The 15,077-nt window shown below is 35.8% G+C and carries 19 protein-coding genes; 2 read left to right on the top strand and 17 right to left on the bottom strand.

Annotated elements, in window-relative coordinates:
• Position 1 precedes the first annotated feature (1 nt).
• On the top strand, positions 2-631 hold the full coding sequence (gene rsmG, locus J0L69_14585; GenBank protein MBN8694418.1) for a 16S rRNA (guanine(527)-N(7))-methyltransferase RsmG: 630 nt from the start codon (positions 2-4) through the stop codon (positions 629-631).
• A 12-nt stretch (positions 632-643) separates the two neighbouring features.
• Positions 644-1,039, top strand: a complete 396-nt coding sequence (locus tag J0L69_14580; protein ID MBN8694417.1) for a hypothetical protein — start codon at positions 644-646, stop codon at positions 1,037-1,039.
• 56 nt (positions 1,040-1,095) lie between these two features.
• On the opposite strand, the gene J0L69_14575 is transcribed toward J0L69_14580, so the two are convergent.
• The 17 genes from J0L69_14575 to J0L69_14495 form a co-directional block, all read right to left on the bottom strand.
• Positions 1,096-2,520 carry a T9SS type A sorting domain-containing protein gene (locus tag J0L69_14575; protein ID MBN8694416.1) on the bottom strand — a complete coding sequence of 475 codons (1,425 nt, stop codon included), beginning with the start codon at positions 2,518-2,520 and terminating at the stop codon, positions 1,096-1,098.
• Between the two features lie 142 nt (positions 2,521-2,662).
• On the bottom strand, positions 2,663-6,352 hold the full coding sequence (gene purL / locus J0L69_14570; GenBank protein MBN8694415.1) for a phosphoribosylformylglycinamidine synthase: 3,690 nt from the start codon (positions 6,350-6,352) through the stop codon (positions 2,663-2,665).
• 717 nt (positions 6,353-7,069) lie between these two features.
• The gene (locus J0L69_14565) at positions 7,070-7,387 is read right to left on the bottom strand and encodes a rhodanese-like domain-containing protein (GenBank protein ID MBN8694414.1); all 318 of its coding nucleotides are present in this window, start codon (positions 7,385-7,387) and stop codon (positions 7,070-7,072) included.
• Positions 7,350-8,633 (bottom strand): MFS transporter, encoded by a 1,284-nt coding sequence (locus J0L69_14560; protein ID MBN8694413.1) that lies wholly within the window; start codon positions 8,631-8,633, stop codon positions 7,350-7,352. The genes J0L69_14565 and J0L69_14560 overlap by 38 nt, the downstream gene beginning before the upstream one ends.
• A gap of 67 nt (positions 8,634-8,700) precedes the next feature.
• Positions 8,701-9,264 carry a Crp/Fnr family transcriptional regulator gene (locus tag J0L69_14555; protein ID MBN8694412.1) on the bottom strand — a complete coding sequence of 188 codons (564 nt, stop codon included), beginning with the start codon at positions 9,262-9,264 and terminating at the stop codon, positions 8,701-8,703.
• 20 nt (positions 9,265-9,284) lie between these two features.
• Positions 9,285-9,638 (bottom strand): TfoX/Sxy family protein, encoded by a 354-nt coding sequence (locus tag J0L69_14550; GenBank protein MBN8694411.1) that lies wholly within the window; start codon positions 9,636-9,638, stop codon positions 9,285-9,287.
• A gap of 31 nt (positions 9,639-9,669) precedes the next feature.
• The gene (locus tag J0L69_14545) at positions 9,670-9,891 is read right to left on the bottom strand and encodes a hypothetical protein (GenBank protein ID MBN8694410.1); all 222 of its coding nucleotides are present in this window, start codon (positions 9,889-9,891) and stop codon (positions 9,670-9,672) included.
• Positions 9,892-10,249: 358 nt separating this feature from the next.
• Positions 10,250-10,459, bottom strand: coding sequence for a hypothetical protein (locus J0L69_14540; protein ID MBN8694409.1), 210 nt, complete (start codon positions 10,457-10,459; stop codon positions 10,250-10,252).
• 10 nt (positions 10,460-10,469) lie between these two features.
• Positions 10,470-11,027, bottom strand: coding sequence for a peroxidase-related enzyme (locus J0L69_14535; protein ID MBN8694408.1), 558 nt, complete (start codon positions 11,025-11,027; stop codon positions 10,470-10,472).
• 1 nt (position 11,028) lies between these two features.
• Entirely contained in the window at positions 11,029-11,640 is a 612-nt protein-coding gene (locus J0L69_14530; GenBank protein MBN8694407.1) for a T9SS type A sorting domain-containing protein, read from the bottom strand.
• Between the two features lie 10 nt (positions 11,641-11,650).
• Positions 11,651-11,839 carry a nitrate/nitrite transporter NrtS gene (gene nrtS / locus J0L69_14525; protein ID MBN8694406.1) on the bottom strand — a complete coding sequence of 63 codons (189 nt, stop codon included), beginning with the start codon at positions 11,837-11,839 and terminating at the stop codon, positions 11,651-11,653.
• Positions 11,809-12,432 (bottom strand): thioredoxin family protein, encoded by a 624-nt coding sequence (locus J0L69_14520; protein MBN8694405.1) that lies wholly within the window; start codon positions 12,430-12,432, stop codon positions 11,809-11,811. Before J0L69_14520 ends, nrtS begins: the two co-directional genes overlap by 31 nt.
• A 1-nt stretch (position 12,433) precedes the next feature.
• Entirely contained in the window at positions 12,434-12,883 is a 450-nt protein-coding gene (locus J0L69_14515; protein ID MBN8694404.1) for a DUF255 domain-containing protein, read from the bottom strand.
• On the bottom strand, positions 12,880-13,197 hold the full coding sequence (locus tag J0L69_14510; protein MBN8694403.1) for a hypothetical protein: 318 nt from the start codon (positions 13,195-13,197) through the stop codon (positions 12,880-12,882). Before J0L69_14510 ends, J0L69_14515 begins: the two co-directional genes overlap by 4 nt.
• Positions 13,172-13,849 (bottom strand): hypothetical protein, encoded by a 678-nt coding sequence (locus tag J0L69_14505; protein ID MBN8694402.1) that lies wholly within the window; start codon positions 13,847-13,849, stop codon positions 13,172-13,174. The genes J0L69_14510 and J0L69_14505 overlap by 26 nt, the downstream gene beginning before the upstream one ends.
• Positions 13,842-14,579: an NRDE family protein gene (locus tag J0L69_14500; protein MBN8694401.1), complete on the bottom strand. Its 738-nt coding sequence runs from the start codon at positions 14,577-14,579 to the stop codon at positions 13,842-13,844. Before J0L69_14500 ends, J0L69_14505 begins: the two co-directional genes overlap by 8 nt.
• On the bottom strand, positions 14,567-15,073 hold the full coding sequence (locus J0L69_14495) for a DinB family protein (GenBank protein MBN8694400.1): 507 nt from the start codon (positions 15,071-15,073) through the stop codon (positions 14,567-14,569). Before J0L69_14495 ends, J0L69_14500 begins: the two co-directional genes overlap by 13 nt.
• Between the last annotated feature and the right edge of the window lie 4 nt (positions 15,074-15,077).

The following is a 15,077-nucleotide window of genomic DNA, read 5'->3' as shown; positions in this document are numbered from 1 at the left end:
TATGAAGCCTGATATTATCTTTAAATATTTTCCGGATTTAAGTTCAAAACAAAGGCAACAGTTCGAAGCTTTGTTCGATTTGTATGTTCATTGGAATTCTCAAATAAATGTAATATCCCGAAAGGATATTGATTTGTTATATGAGCGTCATGTTTTACATTCTCTAGGTATCGCAAAGGTGATTCAGTTTAAACCGGGAACCAAAGTGATGGATATTGGAACAGGAGGAGGATTTCCGGGATTACCATTAGCGATTATGTTTCCGGATTCGCATTTTAATTGTGTAGACTCGATTGGAAAAAAACTGAAAGTGATTAATGAAGTAAGTGCCGGCATAGGCTTAACAAATCTCACTACGCAGCATGAGAGGGCAGAGAAGGTGGATGGTAAGTTTGATTTTATTGTGAGCAGGGCTGTTACTGAATTTCCGGTTTTTTACAGTTGGTTGAAAGGTAAATTTTCCATGAAGAGTTTTAATGATATGCCTAATGGAATTCTGTATTTAAAAGGAGGCGATTTAAAAGAAGAGTTCGGAAGATTCTATAATTCTTGTCAGTTTTTTGATTTGAAAAACTATTTTGAAGAAGAATTTTTTGATACTAAAAAAGTGGTGTACTATCAGTGGAAGTAATTTTTTTGTTTAGTGAAACTTACAATAAAAATAGTTTCTGTCGTTTTACTTTTGTTTAATGGAGTAGGTGCTTTCTATGGAGGAGGAAGTTTAATTCTTCATCCCGATGGGAGCGGATTACAAATGCCGCTCGAAATTTTAAAATCATCTCCTTTCAGTGATTTTTTGATTCCGGGGATTGTTTTATTTATTGTAAATGGTCTGGGAAGTTTCTTTGCACTGCTTACGGTTTTATTCAATCAAAAGAAAAATTATTTATTTGTGATGGCAGAGGGTGTTGTTTTGTGTGGATGGATAGTAATTCAGATTGTAATGATAAAGCAATTATTGACTTTGCATTATGTGATGTTTACAACAGGTGTATTGCTGATTGTGACAGGTTATTTAATAAGGAGACTCCATAAATAAAAGCAACAAAAAAGGCGGAGATTTTTCTCCGCCTTTTTTATGATTAGATCAGTTGATTATTGTTTAATTAATTTCGTAGTCGTTACATTGTTGTTCATTTTAATAATGGCATAATAAGTTCCTGAAGGAAGATTATTAATGTCAAAACGAACAGCTTTCTCCGATGTAGTTACTGTTTTAACGGATTGACCTAAAATATTTACAATTTCAATAGATTTTTCTGATTCGTTTCTGAATTCAATTGTAAAATTACCGGCGTTAGGATTTGGAGTAATTTGAATACCGTTAGTTTCAGCTAAGTAGTTTGTTATTCCTGTACATAAGTCTACAACAATGTTAGTTGAAGTTGAATTAGTACAACCGGTAGAAGAATCTGTATAAGAATAAACGGCAGTATAAGTTCCTGCGTTAGTTCCGGGAGTAAATACGTTACCGGCTACGTTAGTTCCAGTATACACACCACCTGCAGGAGAACCTGTTAAAGAAATAGTACCTGCATTAACACAGGTTGTGTACATAGAAGCTGTTAATGATACTGTTGGTAACGCATTTACGTTTACGGTAAAAGTAACCGGTGTAGCGCTACAAGATGTATTAGCACCCATTAATGTGTAGGTTGTAGTAACACTTGGAGAAGTTGATATACTTACTGAGTTAGAACCAGTGCTCCAAGTATAAGTTACAGCCCCTGATCCTGTTAATACAGCTGAATTTCCAGCACAAATAGTACTGGTTCCTAATACCGATAAAGTAGGAGTTACAGGATTGGTAGCGTTGTATAATGCTAAAACTTGAGCAGGAGTTAATGCGCTGGTATAAATACGGAAATCACCCATTAAACCAAGCGGACTTAAACCTGTGCTGCTTGCATAGGCACCTACTTTAAAAGGAGTAGTACCATTTAATGTAATGCTTCCTGCTTGAACAACAGTTACAGTTGCAACACCGTCTTTATACCCAACAATATTTCCTGCAGTTTGGTCGTAAACATAAGTAACCATGTTAGAGGTAGTTGTTGCTGCGTTGCTTATTAATACATCGGTAATACCTGTTCCGCGTAAAATCCAGTTATTTGGACCAGCTACACCATTTGTAAAACAACGAAATGAAGTTCCTGATTCACCAAAGATATACCATAAGGTTGAGCTAGGTTGAATGTTAGAAGTCCAAAATGAAATAGACCAAGAACCTGTTAAACTGGGAGTCCAACCTGTGTTAACGTAATCAGTTCCGCTACTTGCTCCTGTACCTACTAAAGCAGGCATACATCCAATAACACCGGTTTGTGTTTGTGCGCCAACAATTGTTCCAACTGTTGCGCTTGGTGGTGGAGAGGTTGCGTAATTTGTTACGGTTGCTCCTGCACCATCAAATTTATAATGTAATAAGTCTGGGGTAGGAACTTGCGCGTTAATTGTAGTTGTTGTAAAAGCGAGTGCCAATACCGACAAAAGAGATTTTTTAAGTAATTGTTTTTTCATTTTATATAAATTTTATACGAAGATATGAATACATTCTGTCATAATAATGTTAAAAAGAGCGTTTTTGTTAGATAAATAATGTTTATTAACCGATAAAAGACAATTATTCGTAGAAAATGCTACGAGCTAGAGAAGCGCCAAATTACTTTTTATTCAACCATTTTCTTGCGTTCACAAACGCTTCAATCCAAGGTGATACTTTATCGTTATTTCTTCCTTCCGGATAATGCGCCCAGTTCCAAGGAAAAATCGAACGTTCTATATGCGGCATCATCACTAAATGTCTTCCTGTTTTATCACACATCATCGCTGTATTAAAGTCGGAGCCATTTGGATTGGCGGGGTAGGTCTGGTAACCGTATTTTCCAACAATGTTGTATTTGTCTTCTGTATAAGGTAATTTAAATTTCCCTTCACCATGCGAAATCCAAACGCCTAAAGTAGCACCTTCTAAACTTGAAAGCATTACCGAATTATTCTTTTGGATTTTTACTGAAGTAAACCCGCTTTCATGTTTTTGAGAGGTGTTGTGATGCATTTTTCCATGTACTTCATGCTCAGGATTAATTAATTCTAATTCCATGAAGAGCTGACAACCATTGCAAATACCGATAGATAAAGTGTCCTCACGCTTAAAGAAATTTTTAAGTGCTGTATTCGCTTTCTCATTGTATAAAAACGCACCTGCCCAACCTTTGGCCGAACCTAATACATCCGAATTAGAAAATCCACCAACTGCACCAATGAACTGAATGTCTTTTAAATTTTCTCTTCCGGAAATTAAATCCGTCATATGTACATCTTTCACATCAAAGCCCGCTAAATACATAGCATTTGCCATTTCTCTTTCAGAATTACTTCCTTTTTCACGAATGATAGCAGCTTTTGGTCGCTTTGTCATATCGAGCGTAGTCGAGATATTTTCGAGTGTTCCATTAAAATTACTTGGAAATTCAAATTGTAATGGTTGATTTTTATAATTGGAGTAACGCTCATTCGCCATTCCGTTTCTTGATTGTTTAGAATCAAGTAAGAAAGAGGTTTTATACCAGGTATCTCTTGTTTCAGAGATATTGAATGTAAAGGAGTCAGAATTATTTTTTACAGTCAAATTATTTCCTTCCACAACCTTACCAATTTTGAATAACTGAATGTTGTTTTGAGCAAATACACTTTCAATAGCTGAATCTCCTTGAATAACAACGCTTATATTTTCATTAAATAATGCTTTTACCGAATCTTTCTCATTCAAGGCCGTTAAATCAATTTCAGCTCCAATGTTTACATTTGAGAAACACAATTCAAGCAAGGATGTGATTAATCCGCCACTTCCAACATCATGTCCTGCGGTAATTTTTCCTTCCTTAATTAAATTTTGCAATGTATTGAATGCGTTTTTAAAATACGCGGCGTCTTTAATAGTCGGAACTTCATTTCCAATTTGATTGAGAATTTGTGCAAACGAGGAGCCGCCAAGTTTGAAATTATCCTGAGAAAGATTTATGTAATAAATATTTCCACCGTTCCTTTTGAATACCGGTTCTACCACTTTCGTAATATCTGAACAGTTAGCAGCTGCCGAAATAATAACAGTACCCGGAGAAATTACTTCATCATTCGGGTATTTTTGTTTCATCGACAGTGAATCTTTGCCGGTAGGAATATTAATTCCCAATTCAAGTGCAAAATCAGAGCAACCTTTTACGGCTTCATATAAACGTGCATCTTCTCCTTCGTTTTTACATGGCCACATCCAATTAGCAGATAAAGAAACGGATTTCATACCATCCTTTAATGGAGCCCAAACAATATTGGATAAAGCTTCTCCAATGGAATTGCGTGAACCGGCAACCGGATCTACAATGGCAGATACAGGCGAATGTCCGATGGAAGTAGCAACGCCTTCTTTTCCCTTATAATCAAGTGCCATTACACCAACATTGTTTAATGGTAACTGTAACGGACCTGCACATTGCTGTTTAGCTACTCTTCCGCCAACACAACGGTCAACTTTGTTGGTTAACCAATCTTTACAAGCAACAGCCTCTAATTGTAAAACCTGATTTAAATAAGTGTGGATTTGAGAAGGGTTATACTCCAGGTTAGAAAAATCTCGCTTAACAATTTTATCATTCATGATGGTTTTTGGCGAGCTTCCGAAGAAATCTGCCAAATCATAATCCATCGGTTTTAATCCTGTTGTTTTGGAAACGAAAGTAAAACGATGATCGTTGGTTACATCACCTACCTGATACATAGGTGAGCGTTCGCGTTCAGCAATACGTTTTAAAGTATCAATATCTTTTTCTCCAATCACTAATCCCATTCTTTCTTGCGATTCATTTCCGATAATTTCTTTGGCGGATAATGTCGGATCGCCTATAGGAAGTTTATCTAAATCAATTAATCCTCCGGTAGCTTCCACTAATTCTGATAAGCAGTTTAAATGTCCGCCTGCACCGTGATCATGTATTGAGATAATAGGATTGTTATCACTTTCCACTAAACCGCGAATTGCATTCGCTGCGCGTTTTTGCATTTCAGGATTAGAACGCTGAATGGCGTTTAATTCAATACCCGAACCAAAAGCACCGGTATCCGCTGATGAAACTGCAGCGCCACCCATTCCGATCCGGTAATTTTCTCCGCCAAGAATCACAATTTTATCGCCTGCTTTTGGTTTTAATTTGAGAGCTTGGTTTACTTTTCCGTATCCAATACCGCCAGCGAGCATAATTACTTTATCGAAACCTAATTTACGTTTTGTGTTTTTTAGTTTATCGGTTTGTTCATGCTCAAACGTTAATACAGATCCTGTAATTAAAGGTTGTCCGAATTTATTCCCGAAATCAGAAGCGCCATTGGAAGCTTTGATAAGAATATCCATTGGAGTTTGGTACAACCACTTACGTTCTTGCATCCCTTTTTCCCATTCACGATCTTTTTCTAACCGCGAATAAGAAGTCATATATACAGCAGTACCTGCTAACGGTAAGGAGCCCTGCCCTCCGGCTAAACGGTCACGGATTTCTCCACCCGAACCTGTTGCAGCACCGTTAAAAGGCTCTACGGTGGTAGGGAAGTTATGTGTTTCTGCTTTTAAAGAAATAACCGATTCAAATTCTTTTTCTTCATAATAATCCGGCTTATCAGCGGTCTTAGGTGAAAACTGGGTTACTTTCGGGCCTTTAATAAATGCTACATTATCCTTATACGCAGAAACTATTTCGTTGGGATTTGTCTCGGAAGTTTTTTTAATGAGTTTGAAAAGGGAGGTTGGTTTTTCTTCCCCGTCAATTACAAATGTTCCGTTAAATATTTTATGGCGGCAGTGTTCTGAGTTAGCTTGAGAGAATGCGAAAATTTCGGAGTCAGTTAATTTTCTTCCTATCTTAATGGAAAGTTTATTGAGGTATTCAACCTCTTCCGGACTAAGCGCTAATCCTTCTGATTTATTGTAAGCATCAATATCACTGATTTCAAGAATTGGTTCCGGTTTTATGTTGATGGTGAAAATCTCCTGATTAAGCTCTTTGTATTTTTGAGAAAGCATCGGATCAAATTCAGTATAATCCGAGTTTACTTTTTCAAATTCTTCAATTCGGATAATTCCTGCAATGCCCATGTTTTGAGTGATTTCAACGGCATTGGTACTCCACGGAGTGACCATGGTAGCGCGCGGACCAACAAAAGTTTCGCTTAAAACAGATTTTTCAATTTTTGATGCGTTTCCGAAAAGCCAGTTTAGCTTTTGGATGTCAGCAGCAGAAAGTTCATTGTTCGTTTGAACGGCGTAAACCGTGTTGGAAGTATTACCAAAGAAATGAATCATTTTATAATAGATTTAAGCTTTAAAAATCAGTGGCACAAAGGTAGATAAACCTATAAAATATGATAAAAAGGAAAAGAATAATTATCCCTAGAAATCAACAGGGATTCCGGTATGATTTTTTATGTGAATAGGGTTTATCTGCGGTGACCCCTTTTACGCCCTGAATCACAATACAAAAAGAAGTCTGCCGCGCATACAGTCTTCTTTATTTTCGCTAGATTGTCTTGCTATTCAGGATTATCTGCGATGATCCCTTTTACTCCGTGAGTCATAATGTAAAAAGCCGTCTGCTGCGCATACGGTCTTTTTTATTTTCGCTCATCAACTCGAAAGTAAACTTTCGGTTGATTCGCTCAAATAAAAAAGCGCCCAAAGGCGCTTTTTACATTTATCAGCGGGCTCAAATTTACCCTGTTCGAACCAAATAACCAAAGAAAACCCCGAAGAAAAGAAAGAAGCTCAAATTCAGAGGTTTTTAGCCGATTTACGGGCAATAAATCACTTCTGCAAGGTATTTAGAGTTGGTCAGAAATAAAGGCAGTTATCGTATTTTACGGTAAATTTACGCTAAAAATTAAGGGTGTTTGGTTTATACAGATTTGGTTAGGTAAGGAATAACACGGACTATTTAATTAATTTATTACCCCTATCGCTGTCTACTATCCATTCCGTTAATTCTTTTCATTCCGCTCCATTCTGTCCCTTGATAAATTGTTTTTAGTTTTCAAGCCACCCAAAAGTTCCACCGCAAAGCCAAGTAGAATTTTTAAATCCTAACTCTTGCAGTTTCTCTGCTGCTTGTGTCGAACGCCCTCCGCCTTTTCCACAAGCCGTAATTACAAAATCACTTTTATCAAATAATTTACTTGCCAATTCTATTTCTAAAATAGCAATATTAATCGCACCAGGTATATGAGATTCCTCAAACTCTTCTTTGCTTCGCACATCAAGTATTTTGACTTGCTGCTGTCTTGTTTCTATTAAATGCTTTAACTCTTTAAGAGCAATGCAATTGTTGGGTGGTACATTCTCCATTTGTCTTATTTTTAAACCAATTCAAAAACTTAATTGAATTATCATTTTTACACTTCATGCGGTAAAGAATAATAACTGATGACGCAACTGTTAATAAGCCGATTACAATTATTGAAGCGTTAATGCCTAATGCATCCGCAATTATACCCGTTAAAATTGCGCCAATGGCGTAACCAGAATCTCTCCATAATCTGAATATTCCCAAACTTTTTGCCCTGTCGTGTGGATTGGTGTTCTCTGCAATTGTAGCAAGAAATGTCGGGTAAACCATTGCTGTTCCCCAGCCCAAAACAACCGAAAGAATAATGTAATGAGTCATTGTTTGAGCCCAAGGCATTATTAATAAAGCCAGTCCTTGTAAAAACATTCCGGTGAACAACATATCCTTCTTACAAAAATGATCCGCCATCTTTCCTGTTACTAATTGTCCCAGTCCCCAAACGGCAGGATAGGTTGCTGTTATGATTCCAATTTGTTCAAGACTAAAATTCTTATGAGCCAATAATATTGGGAATATTCCCCATACCATTCCATCATTTAAATTATTGATTAGCCCTGCCTGCGTTACTGACCCAAGATTTTTATCTTTCCATGTAGTATCCCAAAATATATTTTTTAGTAAAGGAACATTGCTTGATGTACTTTCTTTGGCAACATGATGTTTAGTGTCTTTTATAAATAACCAACTTCCGAAAAACCCAAGCAATGATAACGCTATTCCAATAAAAAATGGGTATGGTCTCACCCCATATTGCCCGGCAACCCATCCAGTAAGAAAGGCTACAATTGCGACTGATAGATATCCTGCAAACTCATTTAATCCCATTGCGAAACCACGTTGCTTTTCTCCAACAAGATCAATCTTCATCACAACTGTGCTACTCCAAGTTAATCCCTGATTGATACCTAACAATATATTCGCAGCAATGATCCAATTCCAATTTGGCGCATACATTAAAATAAGAGGGACAGGAAGAGCAAATAGCCATCCAATAACAAGAAGATTTTTTCTGCCAATTTTATTTGCAAGCGCACCTGTATAGTAGTTTGTTATTGCTTTTACTAATCCAAATACAATTATAAAGGATAGAATTGCAGTTTTAGCGGCAATATGAAATTCACCCTCTGCAATTTTTGGGAGTATTGATCTTTCAAGACCTACCATACCTCCAACAAACGCATTTATAATTACAAGCAGGGTAAACTGCTTCCAATTTTCTTTAAGACCAAGTTTTACATTTTCCATTTAGGGCATATTGACAATACAAAATTACCTTGATGAAATCTGAAAACACTTTACATATGATAAGAAATTACTTTTGTCCTCGAATTCGGCTAAGGCTTACAGGAGTGATGCCAAGATAGGATGCAATATACTTTAACGGAACTCGCTTAAGTACGTCCGGTGCTTCTTTTATTAAGGAATTATAGCGTTCCTCTGCTGTGTGAAATTGTATGCTTTCAACTCTGTTAACTGTATCAACCAAAGCTGCTTCAAATATTTTCCTGAACAGACTTTCGACATCATGGTGCTTATCGTAGAGTTTAAAAAGTTCACTTGAATTAATAGCAATCAATTCTGAGTCCTCAAGCACCTGAATTGCTTTTTTAGAAGGTCTTCCGGTAAATAAACTCTCAAACCTAACAACCATGTTGTTTTCAAAAGAAAAACTCTCGGTGATATCAATATCTTCTTTAAAATAATAGATTCTTGCTACCCCTTTTTTCAAAAAGTAAATTGTTTTGCACGTGTGACCGATTGATTGAAGTTCGTGATTCTTTTTAATTGCAATTACTTTACAAATTTCAGCAATAGCTTTCTCTGCCTCTTTAGAAAGCGAATTATATTTTTTGAAATAATGAAATAGAGAAGTCATTTAACATCATTAATAATTAATTATTTCACCTTCTTCGTCTTCTTTTTACTTGCTTTTGCCAAAGAGTTAAATTCGATGCATAAATCCACCCAATATTCAAATGCCTTTTTGGTTTTCATTCCTTCATCACTAATAAAAACGTACCCTTTCATTCTTTTTCCTGTAAAATCCATTGGTCGGCATCCTGTCTTTTCAAGAACAACTTCATCCATTGCCGGATTAATTCTGCACATCATTTCATCTTTAACTACGCCAATGCACATTTTCCCGTTAACCATAAAACAAACACCACCGAACATGTACTTTTCTTCAACTTTTGGTAAATCGACTAACGTTTCTCGTATGCGATCAACTAATTTTTCATCAAATGCCATGCGCTAATTTAATTCTTTTTACTTAATCGAATCAAGCACAACAAGATTTTCCAGTTTCTTGAATAGGTGGACACGGAACCGATCCATAGCTGCAATACACACAGCAATCTCCTTGCTTTGGTTTTAACTGAGCTTTGCAGTTCTCACATTCATAAAAATATTGACAGGCATCTGTAGGCATTGTTTCTTCTTTTTTATGTCCGCAGTTGGGGCATGTAATGGTTGACTGGAGAATTACACTTTTGTTTTTCATAAGATTAAATATTTTTGTTTCATAATAATTCATCAATCCGGAAATCATTAATCCAATCATTCCAAGGTTAGTAAATTCATTACCCTCATAAGAACTAAAATAATTGTAGAACACCAACCCAACGGATACAACAGCAATAATAAGTGCAGTTATCTTTCTATGATAAAGAAAAGAGAACACGCTTCCAATAAATGCAAGAAATGAAAAGCCAAGGAAAACATACATTGTAGAATTTCCGAATAACTCAAATGAACTATACCCAAGACTTGAAATTACCACTCCAAAGAGAGGAAAACAACAAGGTGAGGTGATTGCAGTTAATGCAATTCCTATTAACCCGATTTTTTCTATTGCTAGCTTATTGTTCACTACTGTTTTTATTTTTCCTAATGGGAATTTCACAATTACCCAAAAGTAAGCATTTGTTCATTAAGCCAAATATCAGGACAATTAAACCAACTACTCCCATTCCCCAAATGCCGTTAATAATCGCAGATATAATAATCACCACACCTAATGGTATTAAGGTTAACCTAAAGAATCCGTATTTTTCAATTATTTTAATCATGGTATTACTTTTAATATTTATACCCAGTGCCTTTGTCTTGCTCAAGTTCAACACCAAGCCCAAGCACCATTCTATTCACAAAATTAAAATAGGCTATAACCAAGTTTGCATCTAAGATGGCTCTGTCCTCTAATCCAAGTGCCTTCAGTTTTGAAATAAATGTTTCTGTAGGTAAACTTGGAAGTCTGGTTAATTGCCATGCCATATCGCATAATAGCATGTCAACACCAGTAATATCTAATTTGCTAAAATCCCTTTTCAATTGGTCTATCTTCTTTTGATCCTTCCAATAATGATTTAAGGCTTCAGCATGATGTATCTGACAATACTTGCAGTTGTTTGCTGCACTTACCACCACAGCTATCATTTCACGCTGAGCCCTGCTTAAGGGAGATTTAGAGTACATGATGGTCATGTAAAAATCCATATGCTTCACAATGGAATCCGGATTTAGGCTTTGTATTTTATGGACTTCTGCCAATTTCCCCCTCTTTGCTACTAAGTCATCATAGATAACTTTTAAATCGCCTTCAGCTTCATTATGCTCTATTACTTTAATATGCGGCATACTACTTTGTAATGATTAATTTCTCCTTTAAAATATTTCCTGAATCATCTGTTAGCGTGATGTAATATGATCCGTTATTCCAACTTGATGTATCTAAAAATATTTCACTCTCAACTACGCCCTCTTTTTTATAAATGACATTTCCAATGCTATTTGTTACAGTTAAGGAAAATTGTTTATTGCGATCGTTGTTAAATTCAATCTTTGCTTGATTAATGGATGGATTAGGGTATACATAAAGTTTACCCGGCTCAGTATATTTAATTGTAATAGTTTTAACTTCTGTAAACTGAGCATATCCAAGTCTTAACTTGTAATAATTAACTGAATTTAAAAGTGGGCTCTTATCTGTGAAATTATAAGGTGTTGCCGAGCTGCTACTCCCGCAAACTCCACCAATATTTCCAATTTCCTCATAATTTACACTGTCGGAAGAATGCCATACAGTTATGCCATTGCAAGTTGGGCCACTATCTATTGTCCAGTACAGCAAAACCTCTTTATTGTTTGGGATCAAATAAAAATTTGACAAATTCACATGCTGCGCTTTAACGGAAATAAAACCGAAAAGCAGAAACATATTCATAAATAGTAGCCAAACACGTTTTCTCATTTTGTGGTTTTTATTTAATTGCTTTCCATGATGAATAAAGTGATACACCAAATGGTACACAATAGGTCAATAAAACCTTAAATAATAATTTTATTGACCATTCGCCATTGAAAATAGAATCATAACTATTAATCAAGTTTAAAACTGTACCGATGAGCAATGCCACTTTTAAGGCTGTAAAATAGTTTTCCTTTCGCATTGTGCCATTAACTGGGTAAACTCATTTATTATTGTTTGTCCTTTATCTCGAGCATACCATAAATGCAATTCTTTCTCAAAATCTTCCCAAGTTATAGTATCCTTATTTTCTTTCCAGTTCAACATAATTTGTTGTGCCGGGGTTGGTCGTGGCCCCCATGTACACAACAATTCACCTGTTTCATTACATAGTACTAAAAGCTTGGGAATAGCTTTCGCTCCATTTGAATGATATTTATCAATCAATCCGGGATAAGCATCTCTTGATATTATTTTAAAGTTATACTTGCCCTCTGAACTCTCGGCAATTTTATTAATTACGGGGATTATTTGTGCGCAATCACCACACCACGCATCGCCAATTAAAAGCATATTCACGGGGTGAGATTGCGACTTAAATTTATTAATAGCATCTGAACTCAATTGAACTGTTTTATCAAGTCGATTCATTCGCTGAACATTCAACTTGGTAAACTCAAGCAACTTTTCGCTTTGAGTGTTACCTGTTGTTTTACCACCTGCAATCAGGTTATCTACTAATTCTCTGTACTCTGCGTAACTTAAAGCAGATTTAAATATTTTTTCTAATTCCATATTATTTTGCTTTTGCAACAACTTGTTCGCCCATTTCTAAAAATTCTTTTGACTTACGAAAGCCCATTGCTTTTCCTATGAATTTACCGTCAGGTTGTAAATAGATTAAAGTAGGATAAGCTTCTACGGAGTATTTTTCCGCTAATGCAGATCCATCTCCGGATTTTTCCATGTCGATTGCAATGCAAACAAAATTCTTATTGTAAAAATCTCCCACAGCTTTATCTGCAAAGGTTTTATTTTTCATCATTTTGCATGGCCCACACCAACTAGCATAGGCATCAAGAAAAATGTATTTATTTTCTTTTTTAGCTTTATCCAAAGCTTGTTGCCATGTTCCGGTAAAAAATTGGATTCCTCCTTCAACTTTTACTTCACTTTTTCTGTATTTAAATCCGGAAACAAAAAGAAGTATGGCAAGTGAAATTGTTGTAAATGCTATTGTCTTCATATATTCTTTGATATTAGTTTAAATTTTACTTTTTGTTCATTCTGAATAATATTCACTTCTGCACAATGACTCAGGTAGGTATATTCATAATCAAGATTAAGATTGATGGTTTCTCCTGAAACTTGTTGGAAGATTCCCGAACATTCCAATTTCCCTTCAGGACTATATCTAGCTATTAAAAAGTCATCCCCATTACTTTCTATATTAAACCACGATCCACAACCTTCACCGCTCAGCCATTTAATACTTTCCGGCAAATGAATTGGTTTACTTGGACTTGGTACGATTTTATGATATACTTCTGCTTGCTTCATTTGAGAATGGGATGGGAATGTATTTTGGTTTCAGAACAGGTGAATTACATGTAACACCAATGATTGCATAATTCGATAATGTCTTTACATTTCCGATGGGTGTTGGACTTAATGTTTTTGGATAATTCAACACTAACTTATGATACCACTTTGGAGAACCACTTACAATAACTGTATTTACGAATCGGGAGCAGTTAGTTCCATTTGGTAAAAATGGCCCGTAAGGAATTGGTGATGCTAATTGCATTTGATTTGCTTTATTAAATGCTTTATTGAAATCAACATCGCAATACGAAGCATGCAAGTTTCCATTGCCATGACAAGATTCGTTTTTGTAAAGTTCCCATAATATCTCATTATAATTTGTTAGTCTGCCATTTTTATCAAAAAGCGCTTTGCTTTTTATTTCGAGATCATGGTCGGAATAAGCACTTCTAACTCGTCCATATTGATAGGGTGCATGGTAACGACCAAAATCGAAATAGTGGCAGTTTCCGGATTCCTTTTCAATTAGAACAACTGCTGCATGTCCAACTTTGTAATAGTTCGATTTATTAATGCCGAACCATTTTAAAGGCTTGTCGTACCAAGCCCCGGCTTGTTTACATAAAGTTTCAGGCCATGCCAGTGCTATTGCTATTCCGCTATACATGTACTACCTCCTTTTGATTGAGTTTAACTGTGTGCAACTTGTTTTGAATGATGTCATGATAATTAAATAGAGCTTCACCTTCATTAAAATGAATTTGCGAAATACTCAAAGTCATTAAATCACCTTCTCCCTTCATTAATAAATCTTCCGAACTTGCTAAACCATGTTTTCTATTATGGAAGTCTAATATCATTGCATCAACAAAATCAATATGTTTATTAATCCACTGTTTAAAAAGTCCTTCTCTTTTTTGCTGTACTGTTGGATTGTATAAAGTGGCAGAAGACCATATTTGAGGAGTGGCTGTATCTATTTTTTTTAAATGTTTATTTTCTCCATCCCAACGAAACTCGTCAAAGGCTTTAAGATCTCCGGAAGTGTAGTCTAATAACAGTAGTGTAAATGGTTCAACATTTTCTAAATCAATAGAATTGTACAAATCATTTGCATCACTGTATTTAAAGCTTTCTAAAAGAATCAATCCTCTGCTTCGACTATAACTCTCCTTCTTTACATGATTTACAAAAGCTCCGTTTAACAAACAGGTTGTCTTTCCATCTAATGATGAGGCAATCCAGGTTCCACCTGCCAATGCATCTTTCGGATAAACAAGTTGAATTCCATCATTCACATATAATGCAGGACTCAATGTATCACGACTCGCTTTCTCATCTCTGCTTGAGGTGAAATAAAATCCTGCGGGAGTTGGTATGTATGTTACTGTGCACATATTTTTATATGTCTGATGGTTGATGGTGCGTAGCCGAATGTGTTTTTTACTAACGATGTCAACTGCATTTCAGTGATAGCCACTTTAATTAATGCCTGATGGTGGATGCTATGCTCAAGATTATAAGCAAGTTCTCTGTAAAAGGATGATTGAATTAAAGTTGGTTTCTGATCTTCTACAGTTGAATAATCTGCAACAAAGGTTACCGGAAAATCGGCTTTTATGTCAAGTAAGGCATTGATAATATCATCAATGGTCTTTGATGCGAAATGCACGTCTGACTCCAATTTTAAATCACGCTGACGAGCATCGTAGTTTACTTCTTTACTTTGCTCACCTTTGAATAAGCATTGGTAAAACTCTAAAATATGACGCACATGCTGACCAATTGAAGCATTGCTTAAAATTTCGAGTTGTCGGTTGTACTGTTCTTGTGATAAACCCTTTAAAAGATCATTTATTTCCACAAGGTTGTTGATGATGTGTCCGGTCATAATT

This window comes from Bacteroidota bacterium (assembly GCA_017303905.1).
Lineage (GTDB): Bacteria > Bacteroidota > Bacteroidia > B-17B0 > Aurantibacillaceae > JAHEYG01.
The sequence above is the reverse complement of the archived record's forward strand: the minus strand, read 5'-3'. Positions and strand labels throughout refer to the sequence as shown.

What these genes read in the sequence shown, in the direction of transcription:
- rsmG (MBN8694418.1), top strand. Translation starts at nt 2, where the DNA reads ATGAAGCCTGATATTATCTTTAAATATTTTCCGGATTTAAGTTCAAAA.
- J0L69_14575 (MBN8694416.1), bottom strand. Translation starts at nt 2,520, where the DNA reads ATGAAAAAACAATTACTTAAAAAATCTCTTTTGTCGGTATTGGCACTC.
- purL (MBN8694415.1), bottom strand. Translation starts at nt 6,352, where the DNA reads ATGATTCATTTCTTTGGTAATACTTCCAACACGGTTTACGCCGTTCAA.
- J0L69_14565 (MBN8694414.1), bottom strand. Translation starts at nt 7,387, where the DNA reads ATGGAGAATGTACCACCCAACAATTGCATTGCTCTTAAAGAGTTAAAG.
- J0L69_14560 (MBN8694413.1), bottom strand. Translation starts at nt 8,633, where the DNA reads ATGGAAAATGTAAAACTTGGTCTTAAAGAAAATTGGAAGCAGTTTACC.
- J0L69_14555 (MBN8694412.1), bottom strand. Translation starts at nt 9,264, where the DNA reads ATGACTTCTCTATTTCATTATTTCAAAAAATATAATTCGCTTTCTAAA.
- J0L69_14550 (MBN8694411.1), bottom strand. Translation starts at nt 9,638, where the DNA reads ATGGCATTTGATGAAAAATTAGTTGATCGCATACGAGAAACGTTAGTC.
- J0L69_14545 (MBN8694410.1), bottom strand. Translation starts at nt 9,891, where the DNA reads ATGAAAAACAAAAGTGTAATTCTCCAGTCAACCATTACATGCCCCAAC.
- J0L69_14540 (MBN8694409.1), bottom strand. Translation starts at nt 10,459, where the DNA reads ATGATTAAAATAATTGAAAAATACGGATTCTTTAGGTTAACCTTAATA.
- J0L69_14535 (MBN8694408.1), bottom strand. Translation starts at nt 11,027, where the DNA reads ATGCCGCATATTAAAGTAATAGAGCATAATGAAGCTGAAGGCGATTTA.
- J0L69_14530 (MBN8694407.1), bottom strand. Translation starts at nt 11,640, where the DNA reads ATGAGAAAACGTGTTTGGCTACTATTTATGAATATGTTTCTGCTTTTC.
- nrtS (MBN8694406.1), bottom strand. Translation starts at nt 11,839, where the DNA reads ATGCGAAAGGAAAACTATTTTACAGCCTTAAAAGTGGCATTGCTCATC.
- J0L69_14520 (MBN8694405.1), bottom strand. Translation starts at nt 12,432, where the DNA reads ATGGAATTAGAAAAAATATTTAAATCTGCTTTAAGTTACGCAGAGTAC.
- J0L69_14515 (MBN8694404.1), bottom strand. Translation starts at nt 12,883, where the DNA reads ATGAAGACAATAGCATTTACAACAATTTCACTTGCCATACTTCTTTTT.
- J0L69_14510 (MBN8694403.1), bottom strand. Translation starts at nt 13,197, where the DNA reads ATGAAGCAAGCAGAAGTATATCATAAAATCGTACCAAGTCCAAGTAAA.
- J0L69_14505 (MBN8694402.1), bottom strand. Translation starts at nt 13,849, where the DNA reads ATGTATAGCGGAATAGCAATAGCACTGGCATGGCCTGAAACTTTATGT.
- J0L69_14500 (MBN8694401.1), bottom strand. Translation starts at nt 14,579, where the DNA reads ATGTGCACAGTAACATACATACCAACTCCCGCAGGATTTTATTTCACC.
- J0L69_14495 (MBN8694400.1), bottom strand. Translation starts at nt 15,073, where the DNA reads ATGACCGGACACATCATCAACAACCTTGTGGAAATAAATGATCTTTTA.